Raw genomic sequence first — 18,426 nt, 5'->3', positions numbered from 1 at the left:
AGCCAAAGCACAAAGAAAAACGCCCCCCAACCGGGGCGGTCGGGGGGCGTGGGGTACCGGTCATGGCCGGTGATGCTAACCAGTTATTCGGTCGCGGCGCCTTCGCTGGCGTCGACCGTGGTGGTCGCTGCATCGCTGTCGCCGGAGCCGGCCAGCTCGGCCGCTTCCGATTCGGCGATGGCGCGGCGCTCGGCCTCGTCCATGGCGTCCTTGACCTTGCGTGCCTGGTGGTACGCCATGCCGGTGCCCGCGGGAATCAGGCGGCCGACGATGACGTTTTCCTTCAGGCCGCGCAGCTCGTCGCGCTTGCCCATGATCGCGGCTTCGGTCAGCACGCGCGTCGTTTCCTGGAACGAAGCGGCGGAGATGAACGAGTCGGTCGACAGCGAAGCCTTCGTGATACCCAGCAGCAGGTTGGTGAACGTCGCGGGGATCTTGCCTTCGGCGCGCAGGGCGTCGTTGGTGTTGAGCATTTCGCTGCGTTCGACCTGTTCGCCGGAGATGTAGCCGGTCTCGCCGATGTTGTCGACCACGACGCGGCGCAGCATCTGGCGAACGATCACCTCGATGTGCTTGTCGTTGATCTTCACACCCTGCAGGCGGTACACGTCCTGCACTTCGTCCACGATGTAGCGCGCCAGTTCTTCGGAACCCAGCAGGCGCAGGATGTCCTGCGGGTCCGCCGGGCCGTCGACCACGGATTCGCCCTTGTTCACCACCTGGCCTTCGTGCACCAGGATGTTCTTTTCCTTCGGCACGAGGTCTTCCCAGACCGTGCCTTCCGGATCGGTGATCTGCAGGCGGATCTTGCCCTTGGTCTCCTTGCCGAACGACACCGTGCCGGTCATTTCGGCCAGCATGCCCTTGTCCTTCGGCGAGCGGGCTTCGAACAGCTCGGCAACGCGCGGCAGACCGCCGGTGATGTCGCGGGTCTTCTGGCCTTCGACCGGAATACGCGCCAGCACTTCGCCGGGGCCCACGTCCTGGCCGTCACGCACCTGCACCAGCGCGCCGATCGGGAAGCCGATCGTCACCGAGTGGTCGGTGCCCGGGATCTTCACTTCGGCGCCGGAGGCGTCGATGAGCTTCACCTGCGGGCGCACGACCTTGGCAGCGCCGCGGCGCTTCGGGTCGATGACCACCAGGGTCGACAGGCCGGTCACTTCGTCCACCTGCTTCGCAACCGTGAGGCCTTCCTCGACGTTCTCGAACTGCGTCTTGCCGGCGAACTCGGTAATGATCGGGCGGGTCAGCGGATCCCAGTTGGCGAGCACGTGGCCGGCCTTGATCTGCTGGTCCGCCTTGACCGTCAGCGTGGCGCCGTACGGCACCTTGTGACGCTCGCGCTCACGGCCGTGCTCGTCATGGATGACGATCTCGCCCGAACGCGAAATCACGACCAGCTCGCCCTTGCTGTTGGTCACGTAGCGCATCGTGGCGTTGAAGCCGATCGAGCCGTTCGACTTGGCTTCCACGCTCGAGGCGATGGCAGCGCGCGAAGCGGCACCGCCGATGTGGAAGGTACGCATCGTCAGCTGCGTGCCGGGTTCACCGATGGACTGCGCGGCGATCACACCGACCGCTTCGCCGATGTTGATCAGGCCGCCGCGGCCCAGGTCGCGGCCGTAGCAGGTCGCGCAGATGCCGAAGCGGGTTTCGCAGGTCAGCGCGGTGCGGACCTTGACCTCGTCGACGCCTTGCGCTTCCAGCGCCTCGATGGTGTCCTCGTCGAACATCTCGCCGGCCTTCAGCAGCACCGAGCGGTTTTCCGGGTGCAGCACGTCGTCGGCTGCGGTGCGGCCGAGGATACGGTCGCGCAGCGATTCGATCACTTCACCGCCTTCGACGATGGCGCGCATCAGGTAGCCGCCGTGCGTGCCGCAGTCCTGCTCGGTCACGACCAGGTCTTGCGTCACGTCGACCAGACGACGGGTCAGGTAACCCGAGTTCGCCGTCTTCAGCGCCGTGTCGGCCAGACCCTTGCGGGCACCGTGGGTGGAGATGAAGTACTCCAGCACGTTCAGGCCTTCGCGGAAGTTCGCGGTAATGGGCGTCTCGATGATCGAGCCGTCCGGCTTGGCCATCAGGCCACGCATACCGGCCACCTGGCGAATCTGGGCCGCGGAACCGCGGGCGCCCGAGTCGGCCATCATGTAGATCGAGTTGAAGGACTCCTGCTCGACTTCCTTGCCATGGCGGTCGATGACCTTCTGCTTCGACAGCTTGGCCATCATGACCTTCGACACTTCGTCGCCGGCCTTGCCCCAGATGTCCACCACCTTGTTGTAGCGTTCGCCGGAGGTCACGAGACCGGAGACGTACTGCTGTTCGATCTCCTTCACTTCCTTGGCGGAGCGCTCGATGATGCCGTGCTTCTCGGCAGGCACCAGCATGTCGTCGATGGCGATCGAGATACCGGCCTTGGTCGCGAGGCGGAAGCCGTTCTGCAGCAGCTTGTCGGCGAACACCACGGTCTCTTTCAGGCCGCACTTGCGGAACGAGACGTTGATGAGCTTGGAGATTTCCTTCTTCTTCAGCGCCTTGTTGATGTTCGAGAACGGCAGGCCCTTCGGCAGGATCTCGGACAGCAGGGCACGGCCCACGGTGGTGTCCACGAGCGAGGTCGACGGCGTGAATTCGCCGGTTTCCTTGTTCTTGGTGTACTCCGTGATGCGCACTGCCACCTTGGCGGTGAGTTCGACTTCGTTGGCGTCGAGCGCGCGCTGCACTTCACCGATGTCGGAGAAGATCAGGCCCTCGCCCTTGCCGTTGATGCGGTCGCGGGTCGTGTAGTACAGACCCAGCACCACGTCCTGCGAAGGAACGATCGACGGTTCGCCCGAAGCCGGGAACAGCACGTTGTTGGAGGCCAGCATCAGCGTGCGGGCTTCCATCTGCGCTTCCACCGACAGCGGCACGTGGACGGCCATCTGGTCGCCGTCGAAGTCGGCGTTGAATGCCGCGCAGACGAGCGGGTGCAGCTGGATGGCCTTGCCTTCGATCAGGATCGGCTCGAAGGCCTGGATGCCCAGTCGGTGCAGCGTGGGAGCGCGGTTCAGCATGACCGGGTGCTCCTTGATGACCTCTTCCAGGATGTCCCAGACCACCGGCGTGCCCGATTCGACTTCCTTCTTGGCAGCCTTGATCGTCGTCGCGATGCCCATGGCTTCCAGGCGCGAGAAGATGAAGGGCTTGAACAGCTCGAGCGCCATCAGCTTCGGCAGGCCGCACTGGTGCAGCTTGAGCGTCGGGCCCACCACGATGACCGAACGGCCCGAGTAGTCGACGCGCTTGCCCAGCAGATTCTGGCGGAAGCGGCCGCTCTTGCCCTTGATCATGTCGGCCAGCGACTTCAGCGCGCGCTTGTTGGCGCCCGTCATGGCCTTGCCACGGCGGCCGTTGTCCAGCAGCGAGTCGACCGCCTCTTGCAGCATCCGCTTTTCGTTGCGCGCGATGATTTCCGGAGCCTTCAGCTCCAGCAGGCGGCGCAGGCGCGAGTTGCGGTTGATGACGCGGCGGTACAGGTCGTTCAGGTCGGAGGTCGCGAAGCGGCCGCCGTCCAGCGGCACCAGCGGACGCAGGTCCGGCGGCAGCACGGGCAGCACGTCGAGCACCATCCACTCGGGCTTGATGCCCGACTTGCGGAAGGCTTCCAGCACCTTCAGGCGCTTGGAGTTCTTCTTGACCTTGACTTCGGAGCCGGTCAGGTCGCCGCGCAGGCGTTCGATCTCGCTGTCGAGTTCGATGCCCTCGAGCAGGTCCTTGATGCCTTCGGCGCCCATCTTGGCGATGAATTCGTCGCCGTATTCCTTGCGCTTCGCGTCGTAGTCGTCCTCGGACATGATGCCGAACTTCTTCAGCGGGGTCATGCCGGGGTCGGTGATCACGTAGGCTTCGAAGTACAGCACGCGTTCGATGTCGCGCAGCGTCATGTCGAGCACGAGGCCCAGGCGCGACGGCAGCGACTTCAGGAACCAGATGTGGGCGCAGGGCGCGGCCAGGTCGATGTGACCCATGCGCTCGCGACGCACCTTGGTCTGCGTGACTTCAACGCCGCACTTCTCGCAGATCACGCCGCGGTGCTTCAGGCGCTTGTACTTGCCGCACAGGCACTCGTAGTCCTTGATGGGGCCGAAGATCTTGGCGCAGAACAGGCCGTCGCGCTCGGGCTTGAACGTGCGGTAGTTGATCGTCTCCGGCTTCTTCACCTCGCCGAAAGACCACGAACGGATCTTCTCGGGCGAAGCCATGCCGATCTTGATGGCATCGAAATGCTCATCGGGCGTGAATTGCTTGAACAGGTCGAGTAGCGATTTCATAAGACTCTTTCCCTTTTCAAATTAAGAACGCTCGAGCTCGATGTCGAGACCCAGCGAACGAATTTCCTTGACCAGCACGTTGAACGATTCCGGCATGCCGGCTTCGATCGAGTGCTCGCCCTTGACGATGCTTTCGTACACCTTGGTACGGCCTTGCACGTCGTCGGACTTCACGGTCAGCATTTCCTGCAGGACGTAGGCGGCGCCGTAAGCTTCCAGCGCCCACACTTCCATTTCCCCGAAACGCTGGCCGCCGAACTGCGCCTTGCCGCCCAGCGGTTGCTGCGTGACGAGCGAGTACGGGCCGGTGGAACGGGCGTGCATCTTGTCGTCGACCAGGTGGTGCAGCTTCAGGAAGTGCATGTAGCCGACGGTGACGGGACGCTCGAACTGGTCGCCGGTGCGGCCGTCGAACAGGTACGCCTGCGTGCGCGTTTCGGTCAGGCCCTTGAGCTTGGCGATGTCGTCCGGGTAGGCGAGCTTCAGCATGCCGCGGATTTCCTCTTCCGAGGCGCCGTCGAACACCGGCGTCGCGAACGTGGCGCCGCTTTGCAGGTTGGCGGCCATCGCGAGCAGTTCGGTGTCGCTCAGCTGGCTGAGGTCTTCCGGACGGCCCGAGCCGTTGTACAGCTGCTCCATGAACTTGCGCAGCTCGGCCACCTTGGCCTCCTGCTGCAGCAGGTCGCCGATGCGCTGGCCCACGCCCTTGCCGGCCCAGCCCAGATGCACTTCGAGCACCTGGCCCACGTTCATCCGCGAGGGCACGCCCAGCGGGTTCAGGCAGATGTCGCAAGGCGTGCCGTCGGCCATGTGGGGCATGTCTTCGACCGGAACGATCTTCGACACCACACCCTTGTTGCCATGGCGGCCTGCCATCTTGTCGCCGGGCTGCAGGCGGCGCTTGACGGCCAGGTAGACCTTGACCATCTTGAGCACGCCCGCGGGCAGCTCGTCGCCCTGCGTGAGCTTCTTGCGCTTTTCTTCGAACGCGAGGTCGAAGCTGTGGCGCGTCTGTTCCAGCGAGTTCTTGATCGACTCGAGCTGCGTCGCCACTTCGTCTTCCGCCGGGCGGATGTCGAACCAGTGGAACTTCTCGACCGACGACAGGTAGGCCTTGTCGAGCTTGGTGCCCTTGGCCAGCTTGTTCGGACCGCCGTTGGCGACCTTGCCGGTCAGCAGCTTCTCGATACGGTCGAACGCGTCGGCTTCGACGATGCGAAGCTGGTCGTTCAGGTCGAGGCGGAAGCGCTTGAGCTCGTCGTCGATGATCTGCTGGGCGCGCTTGTCGCGCGTGATGCCTTCGCGGGTGAACACCTGCACGTCGATCACGGTGCCTTGCGAGCCCTGATCCACACGCAGCGAGGTGTCCTTCACGTCGGAAGCCTTCTCGCCGAAGATGGCGCGAAGCAGCTTCTCTTCAGGCGTCAGCGTGGTCTCGCCCTTCGGCGTGACCTTGCCCACCAGCGTGTCGCCCGGCTGCACTTCGGCGCCGACATAGATGATGCCGGATTCGTCGAGGCGGTTGAGCTGCTGCTCGGCCAAGTTCGGGATGTCGCGCGTGATTTCTTCGGCACCGAGCTTGGTGTCGCGAGCCATCACCACCAGTTCCTCGATGTGGATCGAGGTGTAGCGGTCTTCCGCGACGACGCGTTCCGAGATCAGGATCGAGTCTTCGAAGTTGTAGCCGTTCCAGGGCATGAACGCGATCAGCATGTTCTGGCCGAGAGCCAGTTCGCCGAGGTCGGTCGATGCGCCGTCGGCCACCACGTCGCCCTTGGCGATCTTGTCGCCGCGCTTGACGATGGGACGCTGGTGGATGTTGGTGTTCTGGTTCGAACGCTGATACTTGATCAGGTTGTAGATGTCCACACCGACTTCACCGGCAGCCGCTTCGGCGTCGTTCACGCGCACCACGACACGGGTCGCATCGACGTAGTCGACGATACCGCCACGGGTGGCCGTGACCACGGTGCCCGAGTCGACCGCGGAAACGCGTTCGATACCGGTACCGACCATCGGCTTTTCGGGGCGCAGCACGGGCACCGCCTGACGCTGCATGTTGGCGCCCATCAGCGCGCGGTTCGCGTCGTCGTGCTCGAGGAACGGCACGAGCGAGGCGGCCACCGACACGATCTGCGCGGGCGACACGTCCATGTACTGGATGCGTTCGGCACCGACCAGGATCGATTCGCCGGCTTCGCGCGCGGAGACCAGGTCGCCGGTCAGCACGCCGTCCTTGTCCAGGGCCGCGTTGGCCTGGGCGATGACGTACTTGCCTTCCTCGATGGCCGACAGGTAGTCGATCTCGTTGGTGACCTTGCTGTCGACCACGCGGCGGTACGGCGTCTCGATGAAGCCGTATTCGTTCAGGCGGGCGTACAGGGCCAGCGAGTTGATCAGGCCGATGTTCGGGCCTTCGGGCGTTTCGATCGGGCACACGCGGCCGTAATGGGTCACGTGCACGTCGCGCACTTCGAAGCCTGCACGTTCACGCGTCAGACCGCCCGGGCCAAGGGCCGACACGCGGCGCTTGTGGGTGATTTCGGACAGCGGGTTCGTCTGGTCCATGAACTGCGACAGCTGCGAAGCACCGAAGAATTCCTTCAGCGCGGCCGAGATCGGCTTGCTGTTGATCAGGTCGTGCGGCATCAGCGGCTCTTGCTCCGCTTGACCCAGACGTTCCTTCACGGCCTTCTCGATACGTGCCAGGCCGGTGCGGTACTGGTTTTCGGCCAGTTCGCCAACGCAACGCACGCGGCGGTTGCCCAGGTGGTCGATGTCGTCGACTTCGCCGTTGCCGTTGCGCAGGTCGACGAGGATCTTGACCACGGCCAGGATGTCTTCGTTGGTCAGCACCATCGGGCCGGTCGATTCGTCGCGGCCGACCTTGGCGTTGAACTTCATGCGGCCGACGCGCGACAGGTCGTACGTGTCCGGGTTGTAGAACAGGCGCTGGAACAGGGCCTGCACTGCGTCTTCCGTCGGCGGCTCGCCGGGGCGCATCATGCGGTAGATGGCCACGCGCGCTGCGAACTCGTCGACGGTTTCGTCGATGCGCAACGTCTGCGAGATGTACGCGCCCTGGTCCAGTTCGTTCGTGTAGATGACCTGCACGTCCTGCACGCCGGCCGTGCGCAGCTTCTTCAGCAGCGCTTCGGTCAGCTCGTCGTTGGCCTTGGCCAGGATTTCACCGGAGTCGGCATCGACGATGTTGCGGGCGATCACGCGGCCGATCAGGAAGTCTTCCGGCACGCTGATGTGCGTGGTGCCGCCCTGTTCGAGTTCGCGCGTGTGGCGCGCGGTGACGCGCTTGTCCTTGGCGACCACGACCTTGCCCGACTTGTCGGTGATGTCGAAGCGCGCGACTTCGCCGCGCAGGCGCTCGGAGACGAACTCCATCTGCGCGCCGCTGTCCATCAGGCGGAAGTTGTCGTTCACGAAGAAGTTCGCGAGGATCGATTCCGGGTTCAGGCCGATGGCCTTCAGCAGGATCGTGACCGGCATCTTGCGGCGACGGTCGACGCGGAAGTACAGCATGTCCTTCGGGTCGAACTCGAAGTCGAGCCACGAACCGCGGTAGGGGATCACGCGGGCCGAGAACAGCAGCTTGCCCGAGCTGTGCGTCTTGCCCTTGTCGTGTTCGAAGAACACGCCCGGCGAACGGTGCAGCTGCGAAACGATCACGCGTTCCGTGCCGTTGATGATGAACGAACCCTTGTCCGTCATGAGCGGCACTTCGCCCATGTAGACCTCTTGTTCCTTCACTTCCTTGACCACCTTCGACTGCGAAGTCGACGACTCGCGGTCATAGATGATGAGCTGGACCTTGGCGCGCACCGCCGAGGCGAAGGTCAGACCGCGGGTCTGGCATTCGCGCACGTCGAAGGCGGGTTTCGCGAGGTTGTACTCGAGGAACTTCATCTCGACAAAACCGTTGTGCGAGACGATCGGGAAGGCGGCGTCGAACGCGGCCTGCAGGCCTTCGACGGTACGTTGTTTCGGGGGAATGCCGGCTTGCAGGAACGCGGTGTACGCGTCTTTCTGCATCTGCAGCAGGTAGGGGATTTCTACGACGCTGTCGCGATTGCCGAAACTTTTTCGGATGCGCTTGCGTTCGGTGTAACTGTACGCGGACGATTGGGCCATGAGAGCTCCGGAGCTTGAGATCTTCAGCGACTTGTCAGAGGTGCCGAGGCACCACTGCTTGGCGGCTGGCCACTACCAGCCGTTGGCGGACAGCGATGCGTTGCACATCGCCCGAACCAAGGGGTCTTCTGCAGTCGGGGTCAGAAGACACTCGAAAACCGCGTCGATGCGGCGGCTTTCGGGTGCGCTCTGAAAGCGGCAAAGGCTGGAGGGCCTTTTCAGGCGCCTCCAGCCCTCTAGGGGGTCTGAATTACTTCAGTTCCACCTTGGCGCCGGCGTCTTCCAGCTTCTTCTTGGCGGCTTCAGCGTCAGCCTTCGACAGGCCTTCCTTGACAGCCTTGGGAGCGGCTTCCACCAGGTCCTTGGCTTCCTTGAGGCCCAGGCCGGTGATTTCGCGCACTGCCTTGATCGCCGAGACCTTGTTCGCGCCAGCATCCATCAGCATGACGTTGAACTCGGTCTTCTCTTCAGCGGCCGGAGCGGCAGCGCCGCCGCCAGCTGCGGGAGCGGCCATTGCAGCGGCGCTCACGCCGAACTTCTCTTCGATGGCCTTGACCAGGTCGTTGAGTTCCAGGACCGTCATGCTGTCGAGCGCGGTCAGAAATGCGTCTTTATCGAATGCCATTTTTGTTTCCTAACAATTGGGTTGAATATTTCAAACGCAGGCTCAAGCGGCCTGTGCTTCTGCCGGTGCATCGGCGGGTGCAGCTTCGCCACCACCACGCTTCTCGGCCAGCGCCGCGAGCACGCGGGCGGTACGAGAGATGGGGGATTGCATCAAGCCCAGCAGTTGCGCCAGCAGCACTTCCTTCGAAGGGATGTTGGCCAGTTGCTTCACGCCGTCGACGTCCAGGGCCTTGCCACCGAAGGCGCCGCCGCGAATGACCAGCTTGTCGTTGGTCTTCGCGAAATCGGCCACCACCTTGGCGGCGGCCACAGCGTCTTCGGAGAAGCCGTAGATCAGCGGACCGGTCATCTGGTCGCCAACAATCTCAAACGCGCTACCAGCGACAGCACGGCGGGCCAGGGTGTTCTTCAGAACACTCAGGCTCACACCCTTGCTGCGAGCTTCGTTGCGCAGTTTGGTCATGTCGGCCACCGTGATGCCACGGTATTCCGCCATCACGAGCGTTTGAGCTTTTGCGGCGAGGCTGGTCACATCACTGATGACCGCTTCTTTCTCACTGCGATTCAGACTCAAGGTCTACTCCTTTTAATGCGACCTTCGGCCAGGGCCTCGGATCGCGCTTCATGCAGCGACCAACTGTCAGGAACAAAAAACAAATTCCTTGCAGCGGGATCGCCATCTGCGCTGGATACCGGACAGGGAGGTCCGGCGATTAAGTGCAGCACCCTGCACACCAGCGGTCTTGGATGGCCCGCGGCAACCGAAGCCGCCGCGACCCACCACATCCGCCCCACCCTTGCGAGGTGGAGCAAATCTCTTTAGCTCGCCGAGATGGTTTGCGTGTCCACGCGGACACCCAGACCCATGGTCGACGACACGGCCACCTTGCGCAGGTACACGCCCTTGCTGGTCGCGGGCTTGGCCTTGACCAGAGCGTCGATCAGCGCGGCGAGGTTGCCTTGCAGCTTGTCGTTGTCGAACGAGCGACGGCCGATCGTGCCGTGCACGATGCCGGCCTTGTCGACGCGGAACTGAACCTGACCGGCCTTGGCGTTCTTCACTGCCGTGGCGACGTCCGGGGTCACGGTGCCGACCTTCGGGTTCGGCATCAGGCCGCGCGGGCCGAGGATCTGACCGAGCGTACCGACGACGCGCATGGCATCGGGGGCAGCGATCACGACGTCGAAAGGCATGTCGCCAGCCTTGACCATGGCGGCCAGGTCGTCCATGCCGACGATGTCGGCGCCGGCGGCCTTGGCTTCTTCAGCCTTGGCGCCCTGGGCGAACACGGCGACGCGCTTGGTCTTGCCGGTGCCGTTGGGCAGCACGACGGCGCCACGCACGACCTGGTCCGACTTCTTCGCATCGATGCCGAGCTGCACAGCCACGTCGATCGATTCGTCGAACTTGGCGGTGGCAGCGTCCTTGACGATGGTGATCGCGTCAGCCAGCGGGTACAGCTTGTTGCTGTCGACCTTGCCTTCGAGCGACTTTTGCTTCTTGGTGATCTTGGACATTTACACGCCCTCCACATTCACGCCCATCGAGCGGGCGGTACCGGCGATGGTGCGAACTGCTGCGTCCATGTCGGCCGCGGTCAGGTCCTTCATCTTGGTCTTTGCGATCTCTTCGAGCTGGGCGCGCGTGATCTTGCCGACCTTGTCGGTGTGCGGACGTGCGGAACCCTTGTCGAGCTTGATCGCCTTCTTGATCAGCACGCCGGCCGGCGGCGACTTGATGATGAAGGTGAAGCTCTTGTCGGCGAAAGCGGTGATGACCACCGGCAGTGCCAGACCCGGCTCGTAGCTCTGCGTTTGCGCGTTGAACGCCTTGCAGAATTCCATGATGTTCAGACCACGCTGACCGAGTGCGGGACCGATCGGCGGGGACGGGTTGGCCTTACCAGCTGGGACTTGCAGCTTGATGAAGCCGACGATTTTTTTCGCCATGCTTTGCTCCTTGCGGGTGATATCGCCTTGGCTTGCGGCCAAGGCTCCCCGGGGTTAAACGACTCTTCGGGATCAAGGCCGCGCGCCGAGTCGGACAGCGCGCAGCCGGAAACAATGACACCGGCGCAAAGGCCGGTGGGTCGTCAGGTCTTTTCGACCTGGCTGAATTCGAGTTCCACAGGGGTCGCACGGCCGAAAATCATGACCGACACGCTGACCTTGCTCTTCTCGTAGTTGACTTCCTCGACCGTGCCGTTGAAGTCGGTGAACGGGCCTTCCTTGACGCGCACGAATTCGCCGACGGTGAATTCGACCTTGTGGCGCGGCTTTTCGGTGCCCTGCTGCATCTGGCTGACGATGTCCTCGACCTCTTTCTGCGAGATCGGGGCCGGACGGTTCTTGGCACCGCCCACGAAACCGGTCACCTTGTTGGTGTGCTTCACCAGGTGCCAGCTCTCGTCGTCCATGATCATTTCGACCAGCACATAGCCCGGGAAGAAGCGGCGCTCCGTGGTGCGCTTCTGGCCGTTCTTGATTTCGACCACTTCTTCGGTCGGAACCAGGATGCGGCCGAACTTGTCCTGCATGCCGGCGCGGTTGATGCGCTCGGTGATGTTGCGCTCGACAGCCTTTTCCATGCCCGAATAGGCATGCACCACGTACCAACGCAGATCTGGGTTGGCGGCGGGAGCAAGCACGGAGGTGTTTTCTTCCTCCGGCGTGCTCGGCGTGGTTTCAACTGCGTCGTCGGTCATTTATTTTCTCCAGCCCAGAATGAGGTCGAAAAACACCCATTCGAGCGTCTTGTCGGTGAGCCAGAGGAAGACGGACATGATCGCCACGAAGGCGAACACATAGGCCGTCATCTGCATCGCTTCCTTGCGGGTCGGCCAGACGACCTTCTTGACCTCGCGCCACGAGTCGCGGCCGAAGGCCCACAACTGACGGCCACTCTCGGAGCTGCCGAAGGCGGCCACGGCCGCAGCCAGGCCGACCAGCAGCGCAGCCCATTGCACCACCGAGCCTTGGCGCGACAGCAGGTAGAACGCCACGATGGCGCCCACTGCCAGCACGACAGCCACGGCCAATTTGGCCTTGTCGGCGCCGGTGCTCACGGTTTCGATTTGAGATGTGGCCATGGTTGGCTGATTTCCTGTGGCCTGTAGGCCTTCAATTCAATGCGTCTCTTGAGACGCCGAAGCCCATCGGGTCACGATGGGCTTTAGGGGTGCCACCTAAGTGGCAGGGGCAGTAGGAATCGAACCTACAACCTTCGGTTTTGGAGACCGACGCTCTGCCAATTGAGCTATACCCCTCCGGTACTCTTTGCGCCCGACTTAGATGTCGAGGATCTTGGCAACGACGCCCGAACCCACGGTGCGGCCGCCTTCACGGATGGCGAAGCGCAGGCCTTCTTCCATCGCGATCGGGTTGATCAGCTTGACGGTGATGCTGACGTTGTCGCCGGGCATGACCATTTCCTTGTCCTTGGGCAGCTCGATCGCGCCGGTCACGTCCGTCGTGCGGAAGTAGAACTGCGGGCGATAGTTGTTGAAGAACGGCGTGTGACGGCCGCCTTCGTCCTTCGACAGGACATACACCTCGGCGGTGAAGTGCGTGTGCGGCTTGATCGAGCCGGGCTTGCACAGCACTTGGCCGCGCTCGACTTCTTCGCGCTTCGTGCCGCGCAGCAGCACGCCCACGTTGTCGCCGGCTTGACCCTGGTCCAGCAGCTTGCGGAACATTTCCACGCCGGTGCAGGTGGTCTTGACCGTCGGGCGGATGCCCACGATTTCGATTTCTTCACCAACCTTGATCACGCCGCGCTCGACGGCGCCGGTCACCACGGTGCCGCGACCCGAGATCGAGAACACGTCTTCCACGGGCATCAGGAACGTGCCGTCCACGGCGCGCTCGGGCGTCGGGATGTACGTGTCCAGGGCTTCGGCCAGCTTCATGATGGCGCCTTCGCCCAGTTCGCCCTTGTCGCCTTCCAGGGCGAGCTTGGCCGAGCCGTGGATGATGGGGGTGTCGTCGCCGGGGAATTCGTACTTGTCGAGGAGTTCGCGAACTTCCATTTCGACCAGCTCGAGCAGTTCCTTGTCGTCGACCATGTCGCACTTGTTCAGGAACACGATGATGTAGCCCACGCCCACCTGGCGAGCCAGCAGGATGTGTTCACGGGTCTGGGGCATCGGGCCGTCGGCGGCCGAGCACACCAGGATCGCGCCGTCCATCTGGGCGGCGCCGGTGATCATGTTCTTCACGTAGTCGGCGTGGCCGGGGCAGTCGACGTGTGCGTAGTGGCGGTTGGCCGTTTCGTACTCGACGTGCGCGGTGTTGATCGTGATGCCGCGGGCCTTTTCTTCAGGCGCAGCGTCGATCTGGTCGTAGGCCTTGGCTTCGCCGCCGAACTTGGCCGACAGCACCGTTGCGATCGCAGCCGTCAGCGTGGTCTTGCCGTGGTCGACGTGACCGATCGTGCCCACGTTGACGTGAGGCTTGGTGCGGGTGAATTTACCTTTTGCCATTTTTCGACTCCGAAAAAAACGTTTTCAACGTATGCAGATGGGTTGCAAAGCTGCCGTTGCAACCCCCAAAAACTGGTGCCCTTTGCGGGAATCGGACCCGCGACCTCTCCCTTACCAAGGGAGTGCTCTACCACTGAGCCAAAAGGGCTTTTGTAACAAAGTTACGAATTCACATCGCCTCAACAACGAACCGAGTCTCTGGAGCGGGAGACGGGAATCGAACCCGCGTCATCAGCTTGGAAGGCTGGGGTTCTACCATTGAACTACTCCCGCATCGGGGGCACTTCAAGGCACCCAAAGCGCTAGATCCAATCGCTCTTAGAAACCAAATTCATCGCTGGTGGAGAGGGCTGGATTCGAACCAGCGTACTCGTAAGAGGGCAGATTTACAGTCTGCTGCCATTAACCACTCGGCCACCTCTCCGGCGAACCTCGAAATATAGCACGGTTTTGTGACTACCCGGAAACCCATGCATCAACGAAGATGCAGGAAAACCGCTCGAAGCGTTAGCCCACGATTATCGCCTAAGTTTTCACCCCGCCGGCTGCTGCGCCTCACGCCAGGCACGGGCTTCGCCAAAATGGCCGCAGCCGATGAACGGCACAGGCGGCCTCAGGGCCGAAAGAGGCGACGGATGATTCGACATCAGCACCTTATGTCGCCCAACATCAATCAACGCCCGCTTACTTTGCGCGTGCGAACCCCAGAGCATAAAAACAACAGGTTTTTCTCCACCTGAAACATGGCGGATGACGGTATCCGTCAGCACCTCCCAGCCCTTGCCTGCGTGGCTGGCGGGCTGGGCCTCCTCGACCGTCAGGCAGGTGTTGAGCAGCAGCACGCCATGCGTCGCCCACTTCACCAAGCTGCCGCCCGGATTGGGGAATGCAGGGGGCGGCGTGCCGAGATCACGCTGCAGTTCCTTGAAGATGTTGCGCAGCGACGGCGGCAGCGCCACCCCGGGCGCCACCGAGAACGCCAGCCCTTCGGCCTGCCCGCGCCCGTGGTACGGGTCCTGACCCAGGATGACCACGCGCACGTCCTCCGGCGGCGTGAGCTCCAGCGCCCGCAGCGGCTGCGGCGGGAAGATCACCGCGCCAGCATCGAGCCGCTCGCGCAGAAAGCCCTGCAGCTTCTGCCCCGCCGCGCTGGCAAAGAAATCATCGACCAACAGCTGCCAGCCCGGCGCCACGGGCCAGTCGGCGGGATCGCTGCTCGACAGCTGGTCTGGCCGGCTCATTTGAACAACGCAGCGAGGGCCTCGCCGGGTTCCTTGGCACGCATGAAGGCCTCGCCGACCAGGAAGGCGTTGACGCCTGCGGCCCGCAGCGTGGCCACGTCCTCGCGCGTACCGATGCCCGACTCCGTCACTGGCAGGCGGTCGTTCGGCAGCCTGGGCAGCAGGTCGATGGTCGCCTGGATCGACACCTCGAAGTTGCGCAGATTGCGGTTGTTGACGCCGATCAGCGCCGTCCTGAGCTTCAGCGCGCGGTCGAGTTCGGCCGCGTCGTGCACCTCCACCAGCACCGCCATGTCCAGCCCGCGCGCGATGGCTTCGTAGTCCTTCATCTGTGCGTCGTCGAGGCATGCGGCGATCAGCAGGATCGCATCGGCGCCCATCGCGCGCGATTCGTACACCTGGTATTCATCGACGATGAAATCCTTGCGCAGCACCGGCAGGTCGCACGAGGCACGCGCCTGCTTGAGATAGTCGACGCCGCCCTGGAAGAACTGCTTTTCGGTCAATACCGAGAGGCAAGCCGCACTGACCGTGCCGTCGCCCTCCGCATAGCTCTGCGCGATGTCGGCCGGAATGAAGTCCGCGCGCAGCACGCCCTTGCTCGGGCTGGCCTTCTTGACTTCGGCAATCACCGCAGCGTGGCCCGCGGCGATCTTGGCGCGCAAGGCGGCTTCGAAATCACGCGTGAGCATGCGGCTCTCCGCGTCGAAGCGCACGGCTTCGAGCGACGCGCGCTTGCGGGCCGCGGCGACCTCCTGGTGCTTGACGGCAACGATCTTGTCGAGGATGTCGGACATGGGGTTTCTGGTGCTCCCGGTTTCTCTGTGTTCAGACGGTGGCGGATGCCTTGACCAGCTCCGCGAGCTTGGCCTTGGCGGCACCCGACGCAATGGCGGCACGCGAACGCTCGACGCCCGCGGCCACTGAATCGACCACGTTGGCCGCGTACAGCGCGGCGCCGGCGTTCAGCAGCACGATGTCCAGCGCGGGGCCGGCCTGATTGTCGAGCACACCCAGCAGCATGGCCTTCGACTGCTCCGGCGTTTCCACGCGCAGCGCGCGGTTGCTCGACATCGCGAAGCCGAAATCCTCGGGGTGCAGTTCGTACTCGCGGATCTCGCCGTCCTTCAGTTCGCCCACCATGGTGGCCGCGCCGAGCGAAATCTCATCCATGCCGTCGCGGCCGTAGACCACCATCGCATGCTCGGTGCCCAGGCGCTGCAGCGCGCGCACCTGGATGCCCACGAGGTCGGGGTGGAACACGCCCATCAGGATGTTCGGCGCGCCGGCCGGATTGGTCAGCGGCCCGAGGATGTTGAAGATCGTCTTGATGCCGAGCTCCTTGCGCACCGGCGCGACGTTCTTCATCGCGGGATGGTGGTTCGGCGCGAACATGAAGCCGATGCCGCACTCCTCGATGGAGCGCGCGATCTGCTCGGGCTTCAGGTTGATGTTCACGCCCAGCGACTCCAGCACGTCGGCGCTGCCCGACTTGCTCGACACGCTGCGCCCGCCGTGCTTGCTCACCTTGGCGCCCGCGGCGGCTGCCACGAACATCGAGCAGGTCGAGATGTTGAAGGTGTGCGAGCCGTCGCCACCGGTGCCGACGATGTCGACGAGGTTGGTCGTATCGATCACCGGCACCTTGGTCGACACCTCGCGCATCACCTGCGCGGCGGCGGTGATCTCGCCGATGGTTTCCTTCTTCACGCGCAGGCCGGTGATCAGCGCGGCCATCATCACCGGCGAGCACTCGCCGCTCATGATGAGGCGCACGATGTGCAGCATCTCGTCGTGGAAGACTTCGCGGTGTTCGATGGTGCGCTGCAGCGCTTCCTGGGGGGTGATCATGGAAAGTCTCCTCGGGGTGAATCAGCGGCCGACGCGAACGGCGGGCGCATCGGTGAACGCAAGCTTGAGGCCGAAGCCGATGAACAGCACGCCGGCGGCGCGGTCGAGCCAGTGCATGCCCTTCTGAACGGCGCTGCGGCGCGCCATCCAGCCCGCGGCGACGGCCCAGCCGATGTTCACGGGAATGGCGTTGACGTTGAACAGCACGCCCAGCAGCACGAAGCAGAGCGCCGTGTTGCCGGCGCCGGGCGCGATGAATTGCGGCACGAAGGCCAGGAAGAAAAGCGCGACCTTGGGGTTGAGCACGTTGGTCCAGAAGCCGCCCAGGAAGATCGCCTTCAGGCTGCGCTCGCCGGCCGCCGCCGCCTCGGCCCGCAGGTCGGCCGGCGGCTTCGCGCGCGACAGCAACATGCGCGCGCCGAGGTACAGCAGGTACGCCGCGCCGATGTACTTGAGCACCGTGAAGGCGGTGGCCGACGTCGCCATCAGCGTGCCGACGCCCACGGCGGCGGCGAAGATGTGGATGAAGCAGCCCGCCGTGATGCCGAGTCCCGCCATGATGCCGGCGCGCACGCCGGAGCGCAGCGAATTGGTCACGACGTACAGCACGTCGGGCCCCGGTGTCAGGTTGAGCAGCCAGCCGGCGGCGATGAAGGCGAGCAGATGAGGAAGATCGGGCATCTCGCTCCCCCGGGGCTCAGGCGTTGAAGAATCCGCGAATCGCTGTGACCGCGCGGTCGACGCCGGCGGCATCGACATCGAGGTGCGTCACGAAGCGCAGCCGGTAGAGCCCCGTCGCAAGAATGCCCTGCTGGTTCAGGCTCGCGAGCAGCTCCGCGGATCGCGCCTGCGCGGCACCCGCAAGATCGACGAACACGATGTTGGTGTGCGGCGCCTCGACCTTCAGACCCTCGATGCCCTCGAGCCCCTGTGCGAGCCGCTGCGCCAGCGCATGGTCGTCGGCCAGGCGGTCGATGTGATGGTCGAGCGCATGCGATGCCGCCGCCGCCAGCAGGCCGGCCTGCCGCATGCCGCCGCCCGCCATCTTGCGAACGCGGTGCGCACGCGCGATGAGCTCGCGCGAGCCCACCAGCGCCGAGCCGATGGGCGCGCCCAGGCCCTTGCTGAAGCACACCGACACGCTGTCGAAGCACTGCGCGATGCGGCGGGCTTCCGCGCGGATGTCGCTGCGCTTGTTCAACGCAGCCTGCGCGGTCGCCGCATTGAAGATCCGTGCGCCGTCCAGATGCCGCTGCAGCCCCTTGCTCTTCGCCAGGTCGGTCGCAGCCTGCACGTAGTCGAAGGGCAGCAGCTTGCCGCCCAGCGTGTTCTCCAGCGCCAGCAGCCGCGTGCGCGCGAAGTGCGCGTCGTCGGGCTTGACGGCGGCCTCGATCTGCGCGAGCGGCAGCGTGCCGTCGGGCGCATGGTCGAGCGGCTGCGGCTGCACGCTGCCGAACACCGCCGCGCCGCCGCCTTCCCAGCGGTAGCAATGCGCCTGCTGGCCGACGATGTATTCGTCGCCCCGGCCGCAGTGCGAAAGAATCGCGCAAAGGTTGCTCTGCGTGCCGGTCGGCACGAACAGCGCGGCCTCGAAGCCGAGCATGGCGGCGATCTTTTCCTGCAGCGCATTCACGCTCGGATCGGTGCCGAAGACGTCGTCGCCCAGCGGCGCCGCCATCATGGCCTCGCGCATCGCGGGCGTGGGTTGGGTGACGGTGTCGCTGCGCAGGTCGACGAGGTGGGTGCGGTCGGTCATGATGG

Annotated in this window: 14 protein-coding genes and 4 tRNA genes; all 18 read right to left on the bottom strand. The window is 64.0% G+C overall.

Annotated features, from left to right (window positions below):
• Positions 1-83 precede the first annotated feature (83 nt).
• Entirely contained in the window at positions 84-4,319 is a 4,236-nt protein-coding gene (gene rpoC / locus WIX39_RS07575) for a DNA-directed RNA polymerase subunit beta' (protein ID WP_081269561.1), read from the bottom strand.
• A gap of 21 nt (positions 4,320-4,340) precedes the next feature.
• Positions 4,341-8,465, bottom strand: coding sequence for a DNA-directed RNA polymerase subunit beta (gene rpoB / locus WIX39_RS07570; protein WP_081269560.1), 4,125 nt, complete (start codon positions 8,463-8,465; stop codon positions 4,341-4,343).
• Between the two features lie 250 nt (positions 8,466-8,715).
• A complete protein-coding gene (gene rplL / locus WIX39_RS07565; protein ID WP_081269559.1) occupies positions 8,716-9,090 on the bottom strand; it encodes a 50S ribosomal protein L7/L12 in 375 nt (124 codons plus the stop codon).
• A gap of 42 nt (positions 9,091-9,132) precedes the next feature.
• Positions 9,133-9,666, bottom strand: coding sequence for a 50S ribosomal protein L10 (rplJ, locus tag WIX39_RS07560; protein WP_081269558.1), 534 nt, complete (start codon positions 9,664-9,666; stop codon positions 9,133-9,135).
• Between the two features lie 245 nt (positions 9,667-9,911).
• A complete protein-coding gene (gene rplA, locus WIX39_RS07555; protein ID WP_081269557.1) occupies positions 9,912-10,610 on the bottom strand; it encodes a 50S ribosomal protein L1 in 699 nt (232 codons plus the stop codon).
• Complete coding sequence (rplK, locus tag WIX39_RS07550; protein WP_019658337.1) at positions 10,611-11,042, bottom strand: 50S ribosomal protein L11; 432 nt, start codon at positions 11,040-11,042, stop codon at positions 10,611-10,613.
• 143 nt (positions 11,043-11,185) lie between these two features.
• Positions 11,186-11,797 (bottom strand): transcription termination/antitermination protein NusG, encoded by a 612-nt coding sequence (gene nusG, locus WIX39_RS07545; RefSeq protein WP_081269556.1) that lies wholly within the window; start codon positions 11,795-11,797, stop codon positions 11,186-11,188.
• Complete coding sequence (gene secE / locus WIX39_RS07540; protein WP_081269555.1) at positions 11,798-12,181, bottom strand: preprotein translocase subunit SecE; 384 nt, start codon at positions 12,179-12,181, stop codon at positions 11,798-11,800.
• A 101-nt stretch (positions 12,182-12,282) separates the two neighbouring features.
• A tRNA-Trp gene (locus WIX39_RS07535) sits at positions 12,283-12,358 on the bottom strand.
• Between the two features lie 21 nt (positions 12,359-12,379).
• Positions 12,380-13,573 carry an elongation factor Tu gene (gene tuf / locus WIX39_RS07530; protein ID WP_093060175.1) on the bottom strand — a complete coding sequence of 398 codons (1,194 nt, stop codon included), beginning with the start codon at positions 13,571-13,573 and terminating at the stop codon, positions 12,380-12,382.
• A gap of 73 nt (positions 13,574-13,646) precedes the next feature.
• Positions 13,647-13,721 (bottom strand) — tRNA-Thr (locus tag WIX39_RS07525).
• Between the two features lie 51 nt (positions 13,722-13,772).
• Positions 13,773-13,846: transfer RNA gene (locus WIX39_RS07520), tRNA-Gly, on the bottom strand.
• 65 nt (positions 13,847-13,911) lie between these two features.
• A tRNA-Tyr gene (locus WIX39_RS07515) sits at positions 13,912-13,997 on the bottom strand.
• 109 nt (positions 13,998-14,106) lie between these two features.
• The gene (locus WIX39_RS07510; protein ID WP_409194779.1) at positions 14,107-14,814 is read right to left on the bottom strand and encodes a uracil-DNA glycosylase; all 708 of its coding nucleotides are present in this window, start codon (positions 14,812-14,814) and stop codon (positions 14,107-14,109) included.
• A complete protein-coding gene (gene trpC, locus WIX39_RS07505) occupies positions 14,811-15,611 on the bottom strand; it encodes an indole-3-glycerol phosphate synthase TrpC (protein WP_409194778.1) in 801 nt (266 codons plus the stop codon). Before trpC ends, WIX39_RS07510 begins: the two co-directional genes overlap by 4 nt.
• A 31-nt stretch (positions 15,612-15,642) precedes the next feature.
• Positions 15,643-16,665: an anthranilate phosphoribosyltransferase gene (gene trpD / locus WIX39_RS07500; protein WP_106935876.1), complete on the bottom strand. Its 1,023-nt coding sequence runs from the start codon at positions 16,663-16,665 to the stop codon at positions 15,643-15,645.
• 21 nt (positions 16,666-16,686) lie between these two features.
• On the bottom strand, positions 16,687-17,346 hold the full coding sequence (locus WIX39_RS07495) for a LysE family translocator (protein ID WP_409194777.1): 660 nt from the start codon (positions 17,344-17,346) through the stop codon (positions 16,687-16,689).
• Positions 17,347-17,362: 16 nt separating this feature from the next.
• Positions 17,363-18,421, bottom strand: a complete 1,059-nt coding sequence (gene ltaE / locus WIX39_RS07490; RefSeq protein WP_409194776.1) for a low-specificity L-threonine aldolase — start codon at positions 18,419-18,421, stop codon at positions 17,363-17,365.
• Positions 18,422-18,426: the final 5 nt, after the last annotated feature.

The organism is Variovorax sp. AB1(2024) (genome assembly GCF_037482385.2).
Taxonomy (GTDB): Bacteria; Pseudomonadota; Gammaproteobacteria; order Burkholderiales; family Burkholderiaceae_C; genus Variovorax.
Note: the sequence above shows the minus strand (reverse complement) of the source record. Positions and strands in the feature narration are given on the sequence as shown.

Bases quoted from the DNA above. Each gene is read 5' to 3' on its own strand.
- rpoC (WP_081269561.1), bottom strand. From the start codon at position 4,319: ATGAAATCGCTACTCGACCTGTTCAAGCAATTCACGCCCGATGAGCAT.
- rpoB (WP_081269560.1), bottom strand. From the start codon at position 8,465: ATGGCCCAATCGTCCGCGTACAGTTACACCGAACGCAAGCGCATCCGA.
- rplL (WP_081269559.1), bottom strand. From the start codon at position 9,090: ATGGCATTCGATAAAGACGCATTTCTGACCGCGCTCGACAGCATGACG.
- rplA (WP_081269557.1), bottom strand. From the start codon at position 10,610: ATGTCCAAGATCACCAAGAAGCAAAAGTCGCTCGAAGGCAAGGTCGAC.
- rplK (WP_019658337.1), bottom strand. From the start codon at position 11,042: ATGGCGAAAAAAATCGTCGGCTTCATCAAGCTGCAAGTCCCAGCTGGT.
- nusG (WP_081269556.1), bottom strand. From the start codon at position 11,797: ATGACCGACGACGCAGTTGAAACCACGCCGAGCACGCCGGAGGAAGAA.
- secE (WP_081269555.1), bottom strand. From the start codon at position 12,181: ATGGCCACATCTCAAATCGAAACCGTGAGCACCGGCGCCGACAAGGCC.
- tuf (WP_093060175.1), bottom strand. From the start codon at position 13,573: ATGGCAAAAGGTAAATTCACCCGCACCAAGCCTCACGTCAACGTGGGC.
- WIX39_RS07510 (WP_409194779.1), bottom strand. From the start codon at position 14,814: ATGAGCCGGCCAGACCAGCTGTCGAGCAGCGATCCCGCCGACTGGCCC.
- trpC (WP_409194778.1), bottom strand. From the start codon at position 15,611: ATGTCCGACATCCTCGACAAGATCGTTGCCGTCAAGCACCAGGAGGTC.
- trpD (WP_106935876.1), bottom strand. From the start codon at position 16,665: ATGATCACCCCCCAGGAAGCGCTGCAGCGCACCATCGAACACCGCGAA.
- WIX39_RS07495 (WP_409194777.1), bottom strand. From the start codon at position 17,346: ATGCCCGATCTTCCTCATCTGCTCGCCTTCATCGCCGCCGGCTGGCTG.
- ltaE (WP_409194776.1), bottom strand. From the start codon at position 18,421: ATGACCGACCGCACCCACCTCGTCGACCTGCGCAGCGACACCGTCACC.